We start from the raw sequence: 19,443 nt of genomic DNA, 5'->3' as shown, positions 1-19,443 counted from the left end.
TTGCAGGTCTAGAGAGGTCGCTGGCGCGCATCGCTGCGCAACAGCACGAGACCCAGCAGCATGCCGGCCAGGGCCAGCCCGGCGGCTACCAGGAAGATCGCGGCAAAGCCCTGGGCGTTGGCCACCAGGCCCATCAACGGGCCGGCCAGGCCCAGGGCCAGGTCGAAGAACACCGCGTAGGCCCCCAGCGCCGAGCTGCGGCTGGAGGCGGGAATGCGCGAGATGGCCTCCACGCCGAGGGCCGGGTACACCAGCGACAGGCCGAAGCCGGTCAGCGCGGCGCCGCACAGGGTCAGCCAGGGCTGCGGTGCCAGCCACAGCAGGAGCAGGCCCAGGCTCTCGATGCCCAGGCAGGCGATGGCCACCCGGTAGCCGCCGAGCCGGTTGATGGTGCCGGCGAACAGCAGGCGCGCGCCGATGAAGGCGCAACCGAAGGCCGTCAGGCACCAGGCCGCGCCGCTCCAGCCACGGCTGGCGTAGTACAGCGTGACGAAGGTGGCCAGGGTGCCGAAGCCGATGGAGCCCAGGGCCAGCGCCACGCCGTTGGGGGCGATGCGCAGGAACACGTTGCGAAACGGCAGGCGCACGCCGGCGACGATGGGCGCCGGCGCCTTGCCCCGCGCCACCAGCAGCGCTCCGGTGCCCAGCAGGGCGATCAGCGCGCCCATGCTCCACAGCCCCAGGCCGCTCACCAGCAGCACCCCCAGGGGCGCGCCGATGGCCACCGCGCCATAGGAGGCGATGCCGTTCCAGGAGATCACCCGCGCGGTGTTTTCCGCACCGACCCGGCCGATGCCCCAACTGATAGAGCCGGTGCCCACCAGCCCCTGGGACACCCCCAGCGCCACGCGGCCGGCCAGCAGCAGGCCCAGGCTCAGGCTCGGCAGGCCCTGCAGGGAGGTGGAGGCCAGCGTCAGCAGGCCGCTCAGCGCGCAGCCCGCCAGGCCCAGCAGCACCGCGTGCTTGGCACCGCGGCGGTCGGCCACCGCGCCGGAGAAGGGGCGCGAGAGCAGGGTGGCGGCGTACTGGGTGCTGATCACCACGCCGGCCAGCACCGAGCCGTAGCCCAGGTCGTTGTGCACGTAGCCGGGCAGGACCGCCAGCGGCAGGCCGATGCAGAGGAAGCTGATGAAGGTGAAGAAGACGATGGAGACGATCTGCAGGGTGATGGAGGCAGACTGCTCGACGCTGCGCATGGATGGACCTGGTTCGGCTCGGTGCGGGAGGCGCCCATCATCCTCCAGCCGGCGGGCCAAAGGAAAGCCAGCTAACGATTGCTCAGAGGGGCTCCAGCGCTTCGCCGCGGCAGGCGTCGACGAGGTGGTCGATCCACGCCCGCACCGCTGGCAGCAGGCCGCGCCGGTGGGTGTAGACCACCTGCAGGTGGCCACCCGGCAGCTCCCAGTCCGGCAGGACCCGTACCAGGCGGCCGTCTTCCAGCTCCCGGTTGCAATGCATCGCCGGCAGCATGGTGATGCCCAGGCCACGCAGGGCCGCCTGCTTGCGCACCTCGAAATCCTCGATGGCCAGCCGGGGCTCCAGCACGATGTCGCGGCGGTTGCCCTGGGCGTCGCGCAGCAGGTAGTGCAGCTTGCGGTCCCGCTCCAGCGCGCCGAGTACCGGCAACCGGGCCAGGTCGTCCGGGGTTTGAGGGGCTCCGGCCTGGAGCAGGGCCGGGGCCGCCACCAGGTAGGCGCGGGCGGGCGCCAGGCGGCGGCAGATCAGCGAGGGCTCCTCGTCCTCCTGGTCGCGTACCCGCAGGGCCACGTCCACCCCTTCCGCCAGCAGGTCGACCCGGTGGTTCACCAGCGCCACCTCCAGTTGCACCAGCGGGTAGCGTTCGAGGAAGTCGCTGAACACCCCGCGCAGCCGGGTGCGGGCGACCTCGGTGGGGCAGGTGACGCGAATGCGCCCGCGCGGCTCGCTGGTCAGGCTGGCCACCGCTTCCTCGGCCTGTTCCGCCTCCAGCAGCATCGCCTGGCAGTGCCGCAGGAAGCGCTCGCCCACGTCGGTCAGGGCCAGCTTGCGGGTGGTGCGCTGCAGCAGGCGCGCACCGAGTCGGGTCTCCAGCTCGGCGATGCGACGCGACAGGCGGGACTTGGGAATGCCTAGCAGGCGCCCGGCCGCCGCAAAGCCGCCGTGCTCCACCACCTTGGCGAAATAGAAGAGGTCGTTGAGGTCCTGCATGCTGCGCTACCGCTCGGAAGAGGGCGCACTATGGCACTCGGGGGCGGATTTCGTCGACTTGATGAATCCTTTGCCTACGCAGTTGTCGGAGCGGTGTATCTTGAATGCTCCGCGTATCGGTGAATGCCAGGTCAAGACTGGCGCGATACCTGCAACACCTCAGGCTCACTGCCGGTCCATCGGCGGTGGCGCCGGCTCAGGGAGGCGAGCCTGGCCCGAATGCGGGGCGGAGCGCCCGATCCCTGAACCCGGAACGGAAGGTGAGCACCATGTTGGTTCGTCTTTCAGCCATTCTCGGCCTGGCCCTGCTGGCCGCCCTGGCTCCCCTCGATGCCCTGGCCGCCCAGGCCGTCGGCGTGCACCGTCTGGTGCTCAGCGACCCCCTCGACGACAGCGCCAGCCTCAGCGCCGTGGCCTTCTACCCGGCCCGGGGCGAGCCGCAGAGCAGCGACCTGGGCTTCTACCACGTCGCCGCCGGTGAGGATGCGCCGATGGCCGCCGGGCGCTTCCCGCTGGTGCTGCTCTCCCACGGCAACGGCGGGTCGCCGCTGGCCCACCATGACCTCGCCACCGCCCTGGCCCGGCGCGGCTTCGTGGTGCTCGCCGTGCTGCACACCGGCGACAACTACAAGGACCAGAGCCGCACCGGCACCCTGAGCAACCTCTATGGCCGCCCGTTGCAGCTGTCCGCCGCCATCGATGCGGCGGAGTCCGATGCGCTGCTGGCGGGCGGCCTCGACACCGAGCGGGTCGGTGTCATCGGCTACTCCGCCGGCAGCGAGACCGCGCTGATCCTGGCCGGCGCCCAACCCGACCCGGATCGCCTGCGTGCCTACTGCCAGCAGCAGCCGGCCGACCACGACACCTGCGGCACCCAGGGCGAGCTGGTGCCCGACCGCGACGACCTCGACCCCTTCGCCGACGAGCGTGTCAGCGCCGTGATGCTGATGGCGCCCCCTGGCGTGCTGTTCGGGCGCAAGGGGCTGGAGCCGGTGCAGGTGCCGGTGCTGCTCTACAGCGGGGACGAGGACCGCGTGGTGCCGCTGGAGCAGAACGCCCGCGCGCTGCTGCGCAAGCTGCCCAACCCGCCGGACTTCCGCCTGGTGCCGGGCGCCGGCCATTTCGTGTTCATGGCGCCCTGTTCCGAGGAGATGGACGCCCTGGTGCCCCAGGTCTGCGAGGATGCCGACGGGGTCGACCGGGTGGAGGTGCACCGCGAGCTGGATGCCGAGGCCGTGCGCTTCTTCACCCGCACCCTGGCGGACCTGCAAACATCGCTGCGCTGATTCGCCTCATGGATGGGACGCTGCATCGCAAATGCACCGACTAATCGTCGTTTGGCTGCATGGGTAGGATGGCCACCATTCCGATCGCACTCCGCCGATCGCCAGACACAGGGGCCTTCCCATGAAACTTCTGCACCTCGACTCCAGCATCCTCGGTGACGCGTCCGCCTCCCGCCAACTCAGCCGCGCCGTGGTCGAAGCCTGGCAGGCCGCCGAGCCGGCCGTGCAGGTCACCTACCGTGACCTTGCCCAGGACGCCTACGCCCACCTCTCCGCCACCAGCCTGATGGCCGGTGCCACCCCCGCCGAGCTGCGCGACGCCGCGCAGAAGGCCGAGGTCGCCCTGTCCGAAGCCTCGCTGGACGAATTCCTCGGTGCCGACGCCATCGTCATCGGCGCGCCGATGTACAACTTCACCGTGCCCACCCAGCTCAAGGCCTGGATCGACCGCATCGCCGTCGCCGGCAAGACCTTCAAGTACACCGAAGCCGGTCCCCAGGGCCTGGCCGGTGGCAAGAAGGTGGTGATCGTCTCCACCGCTGGCGGCATCCACGCCGGCCAGCCCAGCGGCCAGGCCCACGAGGCCTACCTGGTGCAGGTGCTGAACTTCCTCGGCATCACCGACATCGAGATCGTCCGTGCCGAAGGCCTGGCCTACGGCGAGGAACCCCGCGCCAACGCCTTCAAGGCCGCCCAGTCGCGCATCGGCGAGCTGTTCGCGGCTGCCTGATCGGCAGGCAGGATGAACGAGCCCCGCTTCGGCGGGGCTTTTTCATGGCTGTGCTCGGCCTTCTGAAGGGGCAATGTCGCGGCCTCACCCGTCCTGCTCGCCAGGCGGCTCCCCGCTGGGGGCCCTAAACGGCTACAATCGCGCCCTTTTTTGCGTGCCAGCACGCCCAGCCCAGGATTCCGCCCGTGATCTCCACCGCCAACATCACCATGCAGTTCGGCCCCAAGCCGCTGTTCGAAAACGTTTCCGTCAAGTTCGGCAACGGCAACCGCTACGGCCTGATCGGCGCCAACGGCTGCGGCAAGTCGACCTTCATGAAGATCCTCGGCGGCGAGCTGGAGCCGTCCGGCGGGCAGGTGATGCTCGAACCCAACACCCGCCTGGGCAAGCTGCGCCAGGACCAGTTCGCCTACGAGGACTTCACTGTCATCGACACGGTGATCATGGGCCACGCCGAGCTGTGGAAGGTGAAGGCCGAGCGCGACCGCATCTACAGCCTGCCGGAGATGAGCGAGGACGACGGCATGGCCGTGGCCGAGCTGGAAGTGCTGTTCGCCGAGATGGACGGCTACACCGCCGAATCCCGCGCCGGTGAACTGCTGCTGGGCCTGGGCATTCCCCTGGACCAGCACTTCGGCCCGATGAGCGCCGTGGCCCCGGGCTGGAAGCTGCGCGTGCTGCTGGCCCAGGCGCTGTTCTCCGATCCGGACGTGCTGCTGCTGGACGAACCGACCAACCACCTGGACATCAACACCATCCGCTGGCTGGAAGGCGTGCTCACCGCGCGCAACAGCACCATGATCATCATTTCCCACGACCGTCACTTCCTGAACAGCGTCTGCACCCACATGGCCGACCTGGACTACGGCGAGCTGCGCCTGTTCCCGGGCAACTACGACGAGTACATGACCGCCGCCGAGCAGGCCCGCGAGCGCCTGCTCTCGGACAACGCCAAGAAGAAGGCGCAGATCGCCGAACTGCAGCAGTTCGTCAGCCGCTTCTCGGCCAACGCCTCCAAGGCCAAGCAGGCCACCAGCCGTGCCCGCCAGATCGACAAGATCCAGCTGGAAGAGGTCAAGCCGTCCAGCCGCGTCAGCCCCTTCATCCGCTTCGAGCAGTACAAGAAGCTGCACCGCCAGGCGGTGACCCTTGAGCGGGTCAGCCAGGGCTTCGACGGCACGCCGCTGTTCAAGAACCTGTCCATGCAGATCGAGGCCGGCGAGCGCGTCGCCATCATCGGCCCCAACGGCATCGGCAAGACCACCCTGCTGCGCACCCTGGTGGGCGAGATGGCGCCCATGGCCGGCGAGGTGAAGTGGACCGAGAGCGCCGACGTGGGCTACTTCGCCCAGGACCACGCCGAGGACTTCGAGGACGACATGACCCTGTTCGACTGGATGGCCCAGTGGACCCAGGGCGGCGAGCAGTTGGTGCGCGGCACCCTCGGCCGCATGCTGTTCTCCAACGACGACATCAAGAAGTCGGTCAAGGTCATCTCCGGGGGTGAGCAGGGCCGCATGCTGTTCGGCAAGCTGATCCTGAAGAAGCCCAACGTGCTGGTGATGGACGAACCCACCAACCACCTGGACATGGAATCCATCGAGGCGCTCAACCTGGCGCTGGAGAACTACCCGGGCACGCTGATCTTCGTCAGCCATGACCGTGAGTTCGTCGGCTCCCTGGCCACCCGCATCATCGAGCTGTCGGAGAACGGCGTGACCGACTTCAGTGGCACCTACGATGACTACCTGCGCAGCCAGGGCGTGATCGTCTGATCACGACCGGACAGGAAAAACCCCGCTCAGGCGGGGTTTTTCGTTTCCGCAGGTGGGCCGGCTTCAGCCCAGCACCCGGTGGGCCAGGCCGACGTACAGCGGGATGCCCAGCAGGATGTTGAAGGGGAAGGTGATCCCCAGGGACATGCCGAAGTACAGCGAGGGGCTCGCCTCGGGGATGGCGAAGCGCAGGGCCGCCGGCACGGCGATGTAGGAGGCGCTGGCAGCCAGCACCATCAGCAGCGCGGCGTTGCCGGCCTCGACCCCGACCAGCACGCACAGGCCCAGGGCCAGGCAGGCATGCACCGGCGGGGCGGCCAGCGCGTAGAGCAGCAGCCAGGGCGAACGGCCCTTGAGGTCCCCCAGGTTGCGTGCGGCCAGCAGGCCCATGTCCAGCAGGAAGAAGGCGAGCATGCCCTTGAACAGGTCCACCGAGAACGGTGCCAGGGCGGCCTGGCCCTTGGCGCCGGTCACCAGGCCCACCAGCATGGCGCCGAGCAGCAGCAACTGGGCCCCGTCGGTGAGGGACTCGTGCAGCACCTTGCCCAGGCCGACGCCGCCGCTCGGGGCACCGCCCACCGTCAGGGTGCCCGAAGGCGTGGCCAGCGCCGCCGGGGCGGGCGCACGGTGGCGCAGGGTGTTGGCCAGCACCACGGCGATGATGATCGCCGGCGACTCCATCAGCGCCATGGCCGCAGCCATGTGCCCGCCGTATGGCAGGCCCTGGTTCTCCAGGTACTGGATGGCGGTGATGAAGGTCACCGCGCTGACCGAGCCGTAGGTGGCGGCCAAGGCTGCGGCGTCGAAGCCGTTGAGCAGGCGGCGCAGCAGCTGGTAGGCCAGCGCCGGCACCAGCAGCGCGAGCACCACGGCCAGGCCCAGGGAGCGCGCCACTTCCGGGGTGAAGCCGGAGGCGGCGAGGGCGAAGCCGCCCTTCAGGCCCAGGGCCATCAGCAGGTAGAGCGAGAGGAAGCGGGAGATCGGTGCGGGGATCTCCAGGTTGGACTTCAGCAGGCCGGCGAAGATGCCGAAGAGGAAGAAGAGGATCGCGGGGTCGAGGAAGTTGGCCATCGTCGGTTTCCAGGGGAGCAGGGATGGCCATAGGCTAGTGCGCAAGATGCATAATCAAAAATCAATAATTACGATGCAAAGATTAGAGAAAAGGTTATGAATGCGACGTTCCGGCAATTGCGCCTGTTCCTCGCCCTGGCCGAGCACCGCAGCATCACCGCTGCCGCCCGGGCCTGCCACGTGACGCAGCCCACTGTGTCGATGCAGCTCAAGGAGCTGTCCGAGGCGGTGGGCATGCCGCTGTACGAGCAGATCGGCCGGCGCCTGTACCTCACCGAGGCCGGCGAGGCGCTGGCCGAGACGGCCCAGGCGATGGTGGAGGAGTGGGGCTCGTTTGAGCAGCGCATCGACGGCATGCGCGGGTTGACCCGGGGGCGCCTGCGCCTGGCGGTGGCGAGCACCGCGCAGTACTTCGTGCCCAGCCTGCTCGGGCGCTTCTGCGCCAGCCACCCGCAGATCGACATCGCCCTGGAGCTGCTCAACCGCGATGCGGTGCTGGCGCGCCTGCGGGACAACCGCGATGACCTCTACATCCTCTCCATGCCGCCGGCCGACCTGGAGCTGGAGACCCACGCCTTCCTGCCCAACCCGCTGGTGGTGATCGCCAGCCAGTCGCACCCCCTGGCTGGCCGGCAGGGGCTGACCCTGGCGGACCTGGCGGAGCAGCGCTTCATCCTCCGCGAGCGTGGCTCCGGTACGCGGCTGGCCTGCGATGCGCATTTCCAGCAGGTCGGCTTCGTGCCCCAGGTCTGGGTGGAGCTGGGCAGCAACGAGGCGATCAAGCAGACGGTGGCGTCTGAAATGGGGCTGTCGGTCATTTCCCGCCATGCCCTGGCACCCATCGTCGAGCACGAGCAACTGGCCGTGCTGGATGTTCAGGGATTCCCGCTGCAATCGAACTGGTGGACGCTCTACCCTCGGGGCAAGCGCCTGTCGCCCCTGGCGACGGTGTTCCTCACCCACCTCGATGACATGGCCCAGGCCTGGTACCGGCAGCGCCAGTCGCAGTAGGGCGCCTCCAGGCCCCCCGATGCTGTCATCGGTTCGGGTGTTTGATACGGGGCGAGCGGGTGGCCGGTCGTCTGTTTTTCCAGGTTGTCAGGGGTGCGATGCGACTTGCCGAGGGTTTGCAGCGTCGCATCGCCTGAAATGGAAGTCTGCGTGGTGCATTTGTGAAACGTGATATCCGTCTTACCGCTCTGCTCCTGGCCATCATCGTGGTCTCGCTCATCGCCCTGGTCGGCTGGAAGGTCTGGGCCTCGCGCGAGCGCACCCTGCATGAAGCCTACGTGCACAGCCTAAACCTGACCCAGGCGCTGGACACCTACGCCGAAGGCATCGTCCGGCAGAGTTCGACGCTGCTGCTGGGTTTCATGGAGCGTCTGGAGGCGGAGGGCACCGGGCCGGAGCAGATGAAGCGCCTGCATGCCCTGGCGGACCAGCAGCAGCTGCTGATGAGCCAGCTCAACGGCATCGTCATCTACGACGCGGCGGGCAACTGGCTGATGTCCTCCAATGGCGAGGTCCCGGCCAATGCCAACAGTGGTGACCGGGCCTTCTTCCGCTTCCACCGCGACAACCCGACCCGCGAGGTGCACATCGGCCCGCCGATCCGCAGCCGCGCCACCGGTGCCTGGGTGATCACCGTCAGCCGGCGCTTCGAGGACGCCCCCGGCCATTTCGCCGGCGTGGTGGCGGTCACGCTGGGGGTGGAGAACTTCCTCCGGCTGTTCGGCAAGATCGACGTGGGCACCGAGGGGGCCATCGCGCTCACCTTCACCAACGGGCAGATGCTGGTGCGCTACCCGTTCCGTGAGCAGGACATGACCCACGATTTCTCCGGGTCGCCCATCTACACCCAGTACCTGGTGGGGCACTCGGTGGGCACGGCGGCACTCACGTCGAGCCTGGACGGGGTGGACCGCCTGTATGCCTTCCGCAAGAACGAACACCTGCCCCTGGTCACCACCGTGGCCGTCGGCAAGGGCGAGACCCTGCAGGCCTGGCGCACCGAAACGCAGTTCACCGTGGGTGTGGCCACGGCGATGCTGGGGGGCATCGGCATCGTCGGGCACCTGCTGATCCGCGACATCCGCCGGCGCATCCGCACCGAGCGGCTGCTCATGGCGACCCGCGAGGACCTGCTGCTGAGCAATGCCCGGCTGGAGGCCCTGGCCTCCCGCGACCCGCTCACCGGGCTGGCCAACCGGCGCGGCTTCGACATGACCCTCACCACCGAGGCGCGGCGTGCCTACCGGGAGCGGACGCCGCTGTCGTTGCTGTTGCTGGACATCGATCACTTCAAGCGCTTCAACGACGCCTACGGGCACATCGCCGGGGACGAGTGCCTGAAGGCGGTGGGCGAGGCCCTGCAGGGGTGCGTGCGGCGCCCGAGCGACCAGGCCGCCCGCTACGGCGGGGAGGAAATGGCGGTGATCCTGCCCGGCACCGACCTGGCCGGCGCACAGGCCGTGGGCGAGGCCATCCTGGAGCGCCTGGCGGAGCTGGCGATTCCCCACAGTGCCAGCCCGCTGGGCCGGGTCAGCGCCAGCATCGGCGTGGCGACCCTGCAGGGCCCGGCGTTGCTGGGGGGCGAGCTGGCGCTGGTGGAGGCGGCCGACCAGGCGCTGTACCGGGCCAAGGACGCTGGCCGCAACCGCGTGGAGCTGGCCGGGCCGGCCTAGCATCGGGTCGCGTGTCAGAACCGCGCCTGCACGCCGAGCCGCCAGGTGCGCCCCGGGGCCGGCATGAAGCTCTGCGCCAGCGGGTCCAGGTAGTAGCGGTCGCTGAGGTTCTGCACCGACAGGTTCAGTTCGGCGTGCTCCAGCACCTTGTAGGTGAGGAACAGGTCGTACAGCGTCACGGCGCGGTAGTCGATCTGCGGCGTGGTGGCGCCGGTCTGCCAGGGCTTGTCCAGCTGCGCGGTGGGGCCGGAGGTGTGGGTCATGCGACCGCCCAGGGTCAGTGTCTCGTCGAAGAAGCGCAGGCCGGCCAGCAGGTTGGTGGAGAACCTGGGCGGATTCTGGGTGTTGGTGTACGAGCCCATGTAGCTGCCCGGGGTACAGTCCGGCGTGTCCTGGGTGCGCTGGTAGGGGCTGGCGGCGGCGCGCAGCTTGGCGGCGAAGGCGGCGTCGCAGGTTTCGGTCTTCAGGTAGTAGGTGGCCGAGAGGTCGGCGAACACGCGCCCGGCGTCGTAGTGCGACTGCAGTTCCAGGCCACGGGTGCTGTAGCGGTCGGTGTTGCTGAAGGTCATCTGCCCCCAGAGGCCCGGGCTCGGGTCGTAGTAGCGGGTGATGTAGTGGCGGATCTCGTTGTCGAAGAACGCCAGCTTGGCGGACGCGGTGTCGCCTGATGCCAGCAGGTCGCTGCGCAGGGCGCTCAGGCCCAGCTCCCAGCTGCGCGAGCGCTCGGGCTTGAGGTGCTTGCCCGGGGTGACCTGCTGGGTGCCCTGGCTGGTCTCGAACAGCGAGGGCTGGCGCAGGCCTTCGGTGTAGGTGAGGTAGGCGAAGGTGTCCGGCAGGAACTCGACGTTGACGCCGAAGGCCGGGGCGAAGCCGCCGCCGTGGCTGTCGCGCTGCGGGGTGTAGGCGTAGCCGGTGACGACGTTGCTGACCTCCTCGGGGGAAACCGTCACCTGGGTGGCGCCGAAGCTGTCGAAGGGCACGCCGTTGAACGGCTCGTTGCTGTTGCCGAAGACGATGCCGTTGTTCAGGCGCGGGTCGGTGGCGGCGGTGTACTGCCCGTTCTGGTCGGGGAACCACATCATGCTGCCCCAGCCCGTGGGGCTTTCCACCGTGATCCAGCGCATGGCGCGGTCTGCCCGGCGGGCCTCGGCGAGCACGGTGTTGTCGCGGGTGCGGTAGTGGCTGTAGCGGCCGCCGCCCCACAGGGTGACTTCCTCGATGGGCTGGTACTCCAGCTTGCCGTTGAAGCTGAACTCCTGGCGCGAGGCGTCCCGCAGCATGCGGTTGGCGTTGATGTCGTGCTGGGTGACGACCACGCTTTTCTGCGGCTTCAGGTCCTCCACCTGGAAGGCGCCACCCAGCTCCAGGGTGAAGTCGCCGTGGTCGGTGCTGAAGCGCGACACGTTGCTCAGGTCGCCGCCGATGCGCCGGTCGTCCTGCCGTGCCCAGGCGCGGTCGGTGCGGTATAGCTGGGAGGCGGGCGCCATCCAGGCGGCGCTGAGGGAGCTGGTCTGCGAGTCGGTCAGCCACAGGCCGGCGTTGAGGTCCAGCAGCGGGTTGTCGGCGGGCAGGTAGTGGTAGCGCGCGGTGTAGGTGTCGATTGCCACGTCGCTGGTGGGGTACTGGTAGATGCCGGCGGTGCCGAAACGGAAGATGTCCGAGGGCATGATCTCGCCCATGTGCCCGTCGAAGCGGCGGTAGCCCAGGTCCAGGGTCTGTTCGTCGTCCAGCCGCCAGGTGGTTTTGAGCAGGTAGGACTCGGTCTCTGCCGAGGAGTTGAGCACCTCTTCACCGGCGTTGTAGGTGCTGGCCACGCTGGGCTGCTCGTCGCCCTCGCGGTCGAACAGGCGGTAGCGGTCCTGGCCGTGCTTGCCGGCGAAGTAGTTGCCCTGGTTGCGGTGGGCGTAGGCGGCCACCAGGTCCACCCGCTCGTGGTGGAAGGCGAAGGCCGCGCTGCCGGATTCGGCCGCCGAGTTGAACAGGTTGCCGCGCTGTGTGCGGGGGACGGCGCTGAGGTCCTCGGTCCGCGAGTGGGCATCGCGGTCGGCGGGCTCGACGCCGTTGTTCCAGAGGTTGCCGGTCACGCGCAGGCCCACGTCCTGGCCGTCGACGAGGATGTCGTCGACGCCGAGGGTGGTCATCTCCACTGCGCCGCCGATGGCCCCGGAGCGCAGGCTGGGGCCCTTGTTCACGGTCACGCTGCTGAGCAGGTCCGGGTCGATGTAGCTGCGCTGCTGGGTGCCGCCGTAGCCGCGGTAGACATCCAGCGCCTGCTCCGAGCCGTCCACCCGCACCGCGATCCGGCTCTGCCCCTGGATGCCGCGGATGTTGACGTCCAGCGCGCCGCCGTTGCGGCTGTCGCCCACCTGTACGCCGGCCACGCCCTTGAGCATGTCGCCCACCGAGACGGTGCCGAAGCGGTCCAGGTCCTCCCGCGTCAGGTGCACGGAGGAACGTGGCGCCCGATAGGCCTCCTGCGGGTCGTCGAGCAGGGCGGTGGCGCCGACCATCGTCGGGTTCAGTTCGAGCCCGGCCTCGGGCGGCGTGCTCCGGGGCAGCAGGACATAGGTGCCGGCGGCTCCGGGCAGCAGGTCCAGCTCCGTGCCGGCCAGCAGGCGCCGCGCGGCGTCCGCCACGCTGTAGCGCCCCTTGAGTGCGGGGGCGGTGCGGCCCCGCGTCAGGTCGGCATCGTAGGACAGCAGCAGCCCGGACTGGCTGGCGAACAGACCCAGCGCGGCACCCAGCGGCCCGCGCGGGATGTCGTAGTCGTGGGCGCTGTCCGGCCGGTCGTGGGTCGCGGTCGCCTCCGTGGCCTGCACGGTCGGGGCAGTGACACCGGCCAGCAGGCAGCCGATCAACGCCCAGCCGACGGCCAGGCTGATCGGGGAGAGGCGGATGGGCATGGGCGAAGCGGCGGGGTGCCGGTGGACTGCAGGCATGGTTCTCTCGCTCGTAGGGTGTGTGGCCCGCCACTCGCTGCGGGCTGTCATTCCCTCTGTCGCACGAGATTGGAAAAGGTATATGCGGATCGTTCTTGTTTTCATCCGTGCTTGTGGCGGCTCGGATTTTAGTGATAATTGTTTTCATTTGCGACCTGCCGTGCCGATCCCTCCGCGATGACTTCCCCCGAATCCCCGATCCTGCGCGCCGAGCGCTGCCCCGTGACCACGCTGTACACCGAGCACCACGGCTGGCTGCGCAGCTGGCTGAGCTACCGGTTGCGCTCCTGGGGCCGGGGTGTCGCCGATGACCTGGCCCAGGACGTGTTCCTGCGGGTACTGGTGAGCCGCGATGCCAGCCAGAGTGGTGCCATCCAGCAGCCCCGCGCCTACCTGACCCGCATCGCCCAGTGCGTGCTGGTCAGCTGGCGGCGACGCCATTCCCTGGAGCAGGCCTGGCTGGAGGCGCTGTCGCAGCTGCCGGAGCTGGAGCACCCTTCGCCGGAGCAGCAGAGCGTCATCCTGGAAACGCTGCATGAGGTGGACGCGCTGCTCGACACCTTGCGCCCGCCCGTGCGCCAGGCGTTCCTCATGGCGACCCTGGACGGCATGAAGCAGAAGGCCATCGCCGAGGCCCTGAACATCGCCCTGCCCACCGTGAAGAAGTACATCCACCAGGGCTACCTGGTCTGCCTGAGCCGGATGCCCGATGCCTGACCTGCGCCCCCCTGGCGACCCCATCGCTGCCACCGTGCTGGAACAGGCCGCGTCCTGGCTGCTGCTGATGCAGGAACGGCCGCTGACACCCGCCGAACAGGCCGAGCTGGTGCACTGGCAGCACGCCGGTCCCGAGCACGCGCGCGCCTGGGAGCGTGCCCAGCGGCTGCTGGATTGCCTGGGCACGTTGCCGCCGGGCCTGGCCCGGCAGGCCCTGGACCGCCCGCTTGGCAGCAGCCGCCGCACGGTGCTGCGCAGCCTGCTGCTGGCCACCTGCTCGGCGCCGCTGGGGTGGTGGCTGTGGCAGCGCAGCCGGGCGGGCGTCGACTACCTCACGGCCCGGGGTGAACGCCGCGAGCTGTGGCTGGAGGACGGCACCCAGGTGGCGCTGAACAGCGACACGGATCTGCAGGTGCGCTTCAGCGCCGACCAGCGCCTGCTGCACCTGCAGCGCGGCGAGCTGTACGTGACCACGGCGGTGGACCGACAGGTGCCGCCCCGGCCGCTGCGGGTACGCACCGGGCAGGGGCTGATGCAGGCGCTGGGCACGCGCTTCAGCGTCCGCACCTTCCCGGACGCGACCCTGCTCGCCGTGTACCAGGGAGCGGTGAAGGTGACCCTCGACCACCCGGGTGCCGTGCCGCACGAGGCGGTCCTGCAGGCCGGGCAGCAGGTGCGTTTCAGCCGTGAGCGGTTCGGTGCCGTCGAGGCCGCGCGCGAGTCCGCCCTGGCCTGGCGCAAGGGGCTGCTGGTGGCGGAGGACATGCCGTTGGCGCAATGGGCGCAGGAGCTGATGCGCTACAGCGACCGGCCCCTGGCCTGGTCACCCGCCGTGGCGAGTCTGCGAGTGTCCGGCACCTTCCCCGTCGACGACCTGCCCCTGGCGCTGGCCATGCTGGCGCAGAGCCACGGGGTACGGGTCGAGGCCGTCGGCGAGGGGATGCGCATCCAGCGCTGAGCGGCTGGATCAGCCGAAGCGCGTGAGGAGGATGTCCCGCTGAGCGCAGGCCTCCATGAAGGCGTCGCTGGCGAGGAAGGCGTATTCCCGTTCCCGGGCGTCTGCAATCGGGTCGTCAGCGGCGCGCGGGCCGTGGCCGGGGTGGCACATCAGCAGGCCACGGTCGGGGCAGGCGTCCAGCCAGGCCTGCATGAGCCCCGGGAAGTCGGCCTCCGCTGTCAGGGCATAGAGGCCGGCGAACCAGGGCGGCGTACGCAGCCCCTGGGCCTTGGCCCGCTGCTGGAAACCCCGGCAGGCGTTGGCCAGCACCCGCGCCTTGAGCCCGCTGTCGCCGGGGTGGGCGAGCCGGTCCGGCGCGCGCAGGTAGGGCGGTGCGATGGTTTCCCAGCGCTGTTCGATGGCCGCCAGCAGCGCCTCGCGGATCACCGGGAAGGCGTGCACGTGCTGGTGCCCGTCGATGAAGTCCGGCAGGCGGCCGAAGTGCTCGGTGAAGCGGTCGATCTGCGCCAGCGCCAGGTCCTGCAGCCGTGCACGGGGCAAGGCGCGGAGCTGGCTCAGCAGCAGCCAGTAGGGCAGTGGACGGGTTCCGTGCTCGAACGGATGGGTCAGGTTGAAGTGCAGGCCGATGTCCGCCTGGCCGTCGAAGGCCTTGAGTGCTCGGGCGTGCTCGGGCCACAGCGGCGACTGGCTCATCACGCTGGTGGCCGACAGGCGTCCGGCGCCCAGCAGCGCGAGGATGGCGCCGCTGGTGGCGTCGGTCTGGGCGAAGTCGTCGGCGCACAGGGTCAGCCGGCGGGGTGGGCGGGCGTGGCTGTTCATCCGGCACGCCCCGGCAGGCGGAAGGCCCAGAGCTTGCCGAGCACGAAGGTCATCCCGGCCACCAGGACCAGGACCAGCAGCAGGGCCGGGCGGTAGCCGAGGGCCGTGTGCTGCAGCAGCAGGGCGTAGAGCCCTTCGTTGACCGCGAAGCTCAGGCAGGCGACGGCGAAGAAGCGTGGCAGGGCCTGGCGATGGGGCACGCCGGTGGCGCGAAAGGTCTGCACCCGGTGCCCCCAGTAGCTGACCTGGAAGGCCAGCAGGAAGCCCAGCACGTTGGCCAGCAGCGGCGCCAGCCCCAGGGGCACCAGCACCCAGGCCACGCTGGCGAAGTGCACCAGCAGGGCACTGATGCCGACCACGCCGAACCAGAACAGCTCGCGGCTCAAGGACGGGGCTCCCGGTCGCGGCCGCTGATGCGGCTGATCAGGTAGTTGGGGCGCTGCTTGACCTCGTCGAAGATGCGCCCGATGTATTCGCCGAGGATGCCGATGGACAGCAGTTGGACCCCGCCGAGGAAGCACACCGCCACGGCCAGGGTCGGCCAGCCCTGGATCGGGTTGCCGAACAGCAGGGTGCGGATCAGCTCCCAGAAGGCGTAACCGATGGCGAGCAGCGAGATCGCGCAGCCCACCAGGGTCCAGATGCGCAGGGGCAGGTTGGAGAAGGCGGTGAGCCCGGTGATGCCCAGGTCCAGCAGGCGCCGGTAGTTGAAGCTGCTCTGGCCGGCGCGGCGTTCGTCCACGCGGGTGATCATCGGCCGCTGGGTGAAGCCGACCCAGTGGTACAGGCCCTTCATGAAGCGGTTGCGCTCGGGCATCTGGCGCAGGGCCTCCAGCACGCAGCGGTCGAGCACGCGGAAGTCCTGGGTGTCCGGCGGCATCTTGTGCCGGCAGCCGCTGTTGGTCAGGCGGTAGAAGGCGTGGGTGCACAGGCGCTTGATCCAGGGCTCGCCACGGCGGTGTTCGCGCACGCTGTAGACCATGTCGTAGCCCTGGCGCCATTGCTCGAGGAAGTCCGGGACGCGCTCCGGCGGGTGCTGGAAGTCGCAGTCGATCAGCACCGCCACGTCGCCCCGGGCCTGGTCGATGCCGGCACTCAGAGCGATCTCCTTGCCGAAGTTGCGCGACAGCTGGATCAGCGTCACGGGCAGGGCATCCAGTTGGCCGAGTACCTGCTGCACGGTGTCGTCGCGGCTGCCGTCGTCCACCACCACCAGTTCGTGGCGGTAGCCGGCGGCGTCGAGCAGGGCGTGCAGGGTCTGCAGCATCGGCACGATGTTGGCCGCCTCGTTGTAGGCCGGCAGGATGCAGCTGACCAGCGGATCGGCCGGCCGCTCCTGGGCACGCAGCGACAGCAGGTAGGGGGGCACCTGGTAATCAGTCATGGCGATGGTCCTCGGCGTCCGGGATGGGGGCGGCTTCGCCCAGCAGCAGGAAGGTGTTGCCGACGTTGCGCACCTGCGCCACGGGTTCGAAGCGGGCGCGGATGTCCGCCGGCAGCTGGCGCAGGTCCTTGTCCTCGCAGACGATGAAGCTGCCGGGGCGGCCGCTCAGCCAGGCGCGCAGCTGCTCCGGGTCCTCGGTGGTACGGGCGCGGCCGTGGGAATAGAACTCGGCGGAGAAGGCGCGGCTGTCGCTCCAGTACACCAGCGCGCTGGCCGGCGACGGATGCTGGGTACGCCAGGCAGCGATCACGTCCTTCTGGGTGCGCAGGTAACGGTCCCCCTGGAAATGGTTCACGGCCAGCACGGCGGCCAGCAGCAGGGCGCCGATGGCGGCGATCAGGGGCAGGGCGATGCCACTGTCGGGGTTGCGCCGGGCGCGCAGCCAGAGCTCGGCGAACAGCAGGGCGCAGCCCGGCAGCATGGGCATTGGGTAGGGGAAGATGATGTTGCCGGAGAGGGTGAAGAACAGCGGCGTCATCAGCGTCCAGAGCGCCAGGTAGAGCACCCAGCCGTCCTCGTCTCGCACCAGGCGCGGCAACTGGCGACCATGACGGGCCAGCCAGGCCAGCATGACCAGCGACCAGGGCAGCAGCGCGGCGAAGGTGTAGGGCCAGATCATGCCGCGCGGGGTGGCATGGGCGAAGCCGTACTTGTCGCCCTTCCAGCCGGCATCGAGGAAGCGGCTGAGGTGCTCGCCGACGATGAAGTAGTTCAGGAAGCCCGGGGTGCGGTGTTCCGCCAGCAGGTACCAGGGCAGTGCGATGGCCAGCATCAGGGGGAGGCCGGTAAGCCAGGGAAGGCGCTGCCAGAGGGCACGCCAGCGGTTGCCCAGCAGCACCCAGAAGAACACCGGCATGCCCACCAGCACGCCGGCGAGCGGGCCCTTGGCCAGCAGGCCGAGCCCGAGCCCGACGAACAGCAGGTAGCCCCAGGCCCGGCTGCCGAGGACCACGGCACGCCAGACGGCCACCAGGCTGAAGGTGACGCAGAACAGCAGGGCGGAGTCGGTCATCACCGTGCCGGCGGTGCCGAGGAACAGCAGCCCGCTGCCGAGGATCAGCGCGCAGGCGAGGGCGGCGTCACGGCCGCTGCGCTGGCGGATCAGGCTGCACGCCAGCAGCAGGGTGGCCACGGCCAGCAGCAGCGAGGGCAGCCGTGCCGCCAGCTCCGTGGCGCCGAGCAGGTCCATGCTGCCGGCGGAGAGCCAGGTGGACAGCGGCGGCTTGGCCCAGAAGGGCACGCCGTAGTCGTGCCACAGGGTGACCCAGTCGCCGGTCTCCCACATCTTGCGGGCGATCTCGCCGTAGCGGGCTTCGGTCTTGTCGGTGAGGGGGAGTGCCCAGGCGGCGATGAGACGCAGGAGCAACAGGAGAAGAAGAACGGGGATCGCGAGTCGCTGCCAGCGCATGGTCGGTGAGGTCTGCATGAGGGTCGATACGCTCCCTGTGGTGCCGTTGGAGCCGTCCAGGCTCGAAGCCAAGCGTAGATGAGATTGGCTGTACGGCTGCTGTACGAACAATCGGAGTCCCCCCGGGTTGACGGGCGCCGTCCGGAGGGGCTCCGCAGGTGGCTGTCAGTCGGTGTAGGAGAGGGCGATCTGGGCCACGGCGTCGACCACGCGCTGGGCTTCGGAGCGGATTTCATTGATCACCGTGCCGGCCTGGTTGGCCAGCTCCACGCCACGCTGTGCGCGGCTCTGGGTGGTGGCCATGCCGGTCACGGCATCGTGCGCCAGGCTCTGGTTCTGCTGCACCACGGCCTTGATCTCCACCGTGGCCTGGCTGGTGCGGAAGGCCAGTTGGCGGACCTCGTCGGCCACCACCGCGAAGCCGCGCCCCTGGTCGCCGGCGCGAGCGGCCTCGATGGCGGCGTTGAGCGCCAGCAGGTTGGTCTGGTCGGCAATGGAGCGGATCACCTGGACGATATTGGTGATCTGCTCCGACTGCTGGTTGAGGCCTTCGATCTGCCCGGCCACGGCGGCCAGGTCGTCGGCGATCTCGGTGACCACCTGGACCGTCTCGGCGACGGTGCGGGTGCCCCGGTCGGCGGTGATGTCGGTTTCCCGGGCGATGTCCTGGGCCAGCTGCGCGGCGGCGGCCTCGGTGTCGCGCCGCAGCATCTGCGGGGTGATGTCGGTGGCGAACTTGACCACGCCGTAGGGGCGGCCGGTGGAGTCGTACAGCGGGCTGTAGGTGGCGCGTAGCCAGATGGTGCTGCCGGAGCGGGTGAGCCGGCGGAAACGGTCGGAGATGTACTCGCCGTGGCGCAGGCGGTCCCAGAAGTGCTGGTAGTCGCTGCCGCTGGCTTCGTCCGGGCAGCAGAACAGGCTGTGGTGCTTGCCCTGCACCTCGTCGAGGCTGTAGCCCATCAGGCCGAGGAAGTTGGCGTTGGCGCCCACCACCCTGCCTTCGAGGTCGAATTCGATGGCCGCCATGGCGTGGTTGATGGCGTTCACGTAGCTCTCGTGGACGTGCTCGGCTTCCAGCTGGCGGGTGATGTCGGTGGCGACCTTGAGGATGCGGATGGTCTGGCCGGCTTCATCCAGCACCGGCATGTAGGTGGCCTCCAGCCACACCTGGCGACCGCTGCGGGTCAGGCGCATGAAGCGGTCGCTGAAGTGTTCGCCGGCCCGCAGGCGGCGCCAGAACTCCTCGTAGGCCGGGCTGCGCACCAGTTCCGGGGTGCAGAACAGGCTGTGGTTGCGCCCCAGTACGTTGTCCAGCTGGTAGTCCACGACACCGAGGAACGCGGCGTTGGCGTCGAGGATAGTGCCGTCCGGGCTGAACTCGATCATCGCCATGGCGTTGCGGATGGCCCGCAGCTCGAGCTCTCC

At 69.4% G+C, this 19,443-nt stretch carries 15 protein-coding genes and 2 pseudogenes; 7 read left to right on the top strand and 10 right to left on the bottom strand.

The features are described 5' to 3' along the window. Nucleotides 1-8: 8 nt before the first annotated feature. Nucleotides 9-1,196: an MFS transporter gene (locus tag FBY21_RS10125; RefSeq protein ID WP_142010771.1), complete on the bottom strand. Its 1,188-nt coding sequence runs from the start codon at nucleotides 1,194-1,196 to the stop codon at nucleotides 9-11. Between the two features lie 82 nt (nucleotides 1,197-1,278). Continuing rightward, nucleotides 1,279-2,187 carry a LysR substrate-binding domain-containing protein gene (locus FBY21_RS10120; protein WP_044409004.1) on the bottom strand — a complete coding sequence of 303 codons (909 nt, stop codon included), beginning with the start codon at nucleotides 2,185-2,187 and terminating at the stop codon, nucleotides 1,279-1,281. Between the two features lie 272 nt (nucleotides 2,188-2,459). On the opposite strand from FBY21_RS10120, the gene FBY21_RS10115 reads away from it, so the two are divergent. The 3 genes from FBY21_RS10115 (at nucleotide 2,460) to FBY21_RS10105 (ending at nucleotide 5,978) form a co-directional block, all read left to right on the top strand. Further along, nucleotides 2,460-3,473, top strand: coding sequence for an alpha/beta hydrolase family protein (locus tag FBY21_RS10115; RefSeq protein WP_044409076.1), 1,014 nt, complete (start codon nucleotides 2,460-2,462; stop codon nucleotides 3,471-3,473). Nucleotides 3,474-3,594: 121 nt separating this feature from the next. Next, nucleotides 3,595-4,203, top strand: a complete 609-nt coding sequence (locus tag FBY21_RS10110) for an FMN-dependent NADH-azoreductase (RefSeq protein ID WP_107329567.1) — start codon at nucleotides 3,595-3,597, stop codon at nucleotides 4,201-4,203. Nucleotides 4,204-4,388: 185 nt separating this feature from the next. After that, on the top strand, nucleotides 4,389-5,978 hold the full coding sequence (locus tag FBY21_RS10105; protein ID WP_044409009.1) for an ABC-F family ATPase: 1,590 nt from the start codon (nucleotides 4,389-4,391) through the stop codon (nucleotides 5,976-5,978). A 63-nt stretch (nucleotides 5,979-6,041) separates the two neighbouring features. Here FBY21_RS10105 and FBY21_RS10100 read toward each other — a convergent pair whose 3' ends face one another. After that, a complete protein-coding gene (locus FBY21_RS10100) occupies nucleotides 6,042-7,049 on the bottom strand; it encodes a sodium-dependent bicarbonate transport family permease (RefSeq protein ID WP_142010766.1) in 1,008 nt (335 codons plus the stop codon). 96 nt (nucleotides 7,050-7,145) lie between these two features. Here FBY21_RS10100 and FBY21_RS10095 point away from each other — a divergent pair, with 96 nt between their 5' ends. Then, the gene (locus FBY21_RS10095; RefSeq protein WP_044409016.1) at nucleotides 7,146-8,060 is read left to right on the top strand and encodes a LysR family transcriptional regulator; all 915 of its coding nucleotides are present in this window, start codon (nucleotides 7,146-7,148) and stop codon (nucleotides 8,058-8,060) included. Between the two features lie 161 nt (nucleotides 8,061-8,221). Continuing rightward, nucleotides 8,222-9,733: a diguanylate cyclase gene (locus tag FBY21_RS10090; protein ID WP_142010764.1), complete on the top strand. Its 1,512-nt coding sequence runs from the start codon at nucleotides 8,222-8,224 to the stop codon at nucleotides 9,731-9,733. A 14-nt stretch (nucleotides 9,734-9,747) separates the two neighbouring features. Here the strand turns inward: FBY21_RS10090 and FBY21_RS10085 are convergent, their stop codons facing one another. After that, entirely contained in the window at nucleotides 9,748-12,672 is a 2,925-nt protein-coding gene (locus tag FBY21_RS10085) for a TonB-dependent receptor (protein ID WP_253543701.1), read from the bottom strand. Between the two features lie 177 nt (nucleotides 12,673-12,849). Here FBY21_RS10085 and FBY21_RS10080 point away from each other — a divergent pair, with 177 nt between their 5' ends. Together FBY21_RS10080 and FBY21_RS10075 are read left to right on the top strand one after the other, a co-directional pair. Next, nucleotides 12,850-13,389 (top strand): sigma-70 family RNA polymerase sigma factor, encoded by a 540-nt coding sequence (locus FBY21_RS10080; protein WP_107329571.1) that lies wholly within the window; start codon nucleotides 12,850-12,852, stop codon nucleotides 13,387-13,389. Beyond that, the gene (locus tag FBY21_RS10075; RefSeq protein ID WP_142010761.1) at nucleotides 13,382-14,347 is read left to right on the top strand and encodes a FecR domain-containing protein; all 966 of its coding nucleotides are present in this window, start codon (nucleotides 13,382-13,384) and stop codon (nucleotides 14,345-14,347) included. Before FBY21_RS10080 ends, FBY21_RS10075 begins: the two co-directional genes overlap by 8 nt. 9 nt (nucleotides 14,348-14,356) lie before the next feature. Here the strand turns inward: FBY21_RS10075 and FBY21_RS10070 are convergent, their stop codons facing one another. The 6 genes and pseudogenes from FBY21_RS10070 to FBY21_RS30250 form a co-directional block, all read right to left on the bottom strand. Next, complete coding sequence (locus FBY21_RS10070) at nucleotides 14,357-15,166, bottom strand: ChbG/HpnK family deacetylase (protein WP_142010759.1); 810 nt, start codon at nucleotides 15,164-15,166, stop codon at nucleotides 14,357-14,359. After that, complete coding sequence (locus FBY21_RS10065; RefSeq protein WP_142010757.1) at nucleotides 15,163-15,552, bottom strand: GtrA family protein; 390 nt, start codon at nucleotides 15,550-15,552, stop codon at nucleotides 15,163-15,165. Before FBY21_RS10065 ends, FBY21_RS10070 begins: the two co-directional genes overlap by 4 nt. Then, nucleotides 15,549-16,550 carry a glycosyltransferase family 2 protein gene (locus FBY21_RS10060; protein WP_142010755.1) on the bottom strand — a complete coding sequence of 334 codons (1,002 nt, stop codon included), beginning with the start codon at nucleotides 16,548-16,550 and terminating at the stop codon, nucleotides 15,549-15,551. Before FBY21_RS10060 ends, FBY21_RS10065 begins: the two co-directional genes overlap by 4 nt. Beyond that, complete coding sequence (locus FBY21_RS10055; RefSeq protein ID WP_142010753.1) at nucleotides 16,543-18,036, bottom strand: ArnT family glycosyltransferase; 1,494 nt, start codon at nucleotides 18,034-18,036, stop codon at nucleotides 16,543-16,545. Before FBY21_RS10055 ends, FBY21_RS10060 begins: the two co-directional genes overlap by 8 nt. Nucleotides 18,037-18,183: 147 nt before the next feature. Further along, nucleotides 18,184-18,624: pseudogene (locus FBY21_RS30255) on the bottom strand (methyl-accepting chemotaxis protein); the annotation flags it as partial. A 120-nt stretch (nucleotides 18,625-18,744) separates the two neighbouring features. After that, nucleotides 18,745-19,404: pseudogene (locus FBY21_RS30250) on the bottom strand (PAS domain-containing protein); the annotation flags it as partial. Nucleotides 19,405-19,443 lie beyond the last annotated feature (39 nt).

This window comes from Pseudomonas sp. SLBN-26 (genome assembly GCF_006715895.1).
Classification (GTDB): domain Bacteria; phylum Pseudomonadota; class Gammaproteobacteria; order Pseudomonadales; family Pseudomonadaceae; genus Metapseudomonas; species Metapseudomonas otitidis.
This window is presented reverse-complemented; position numbering and strand designations above follow the sequence as displayed.

Coding starts and splice junctions, on each gene's coding strand:
- FBY21_RS10125 (WP_142010771.1), bottom strand. CDS start 1,196: ATGCGCAGCGTCGAGCAGTCTGCCTCCATCACCCTGCAGATCGTCTCC.
- FBY21_RS10120 (WP_044409004.1), bottom strand. CDS start 2,187: ATGCAGGACCTCAACGACCTCTTCTATTTCGCCAAGGTGGTGGAGCAC.
- FBY21_RS10110 (WP_107329567.1), top strand. CDS start 3,595: ATGAAACTTCTGCACCTCGACTCCAGCATCCTCGGTGACGCGTCCGCC.
- FBY21_RS10100 (WP_142010766.1), bottom strand. CDS start 7,049: ATGGCCAACTTCCTCGACCCCGCGATCCTCTTCTTCCTCTTCGGCATC.
- FBY21_RS10095 (WP_044409016.1), top strand. CDS start 7,146: ATGAATGCGACGTTCCGGCAATTGCGCCTGTTCCTCGCCCTGGCCGAG.
- FBY21_RS10085 (WP_253543701.1), bottom strand. CDS start 12,672: ATGCCTGCAGTCCACCGGCACCCCGCCGCTTCGCCCATGCCCATCCGC.
- FBY21_RS10080 (WP_107329571.1), top strand. CDS start 12,850: ATGACTTCCCCCGAATCCCCGATCCTGCGCGCCGAGCGCTGCCCCGTG.
- FBY21_RS10075 (WP_142010761.1), top strand. CDS start 13,382: ATGCCTGACCTGCGCCCCCCTGGCGACCCCATCGCTGCCACCGTGCTG.
- FBY21_RS10070 (WP_142010759.1), bottom strand. CDS start 15,166: ATGAACAGCCACGCCCGCCCACCCCGCCGGCTGACCCTGTGCGCCGAC.
- FBY21_RS10060 (WP_142010755.1), bottom strand. CDS start 16,550: ATGACTGATTACCAGGTGCCCCCCTACCTGCTGTCGCTGCGTGCCCAG.
- FBY21_RS10055 (WP_142010753.1), bottom strand. CDS start 18,036: ATGCAGACCTCACCGACCATGCGCTGGCAGCGACTCGCGATCCCCGTT.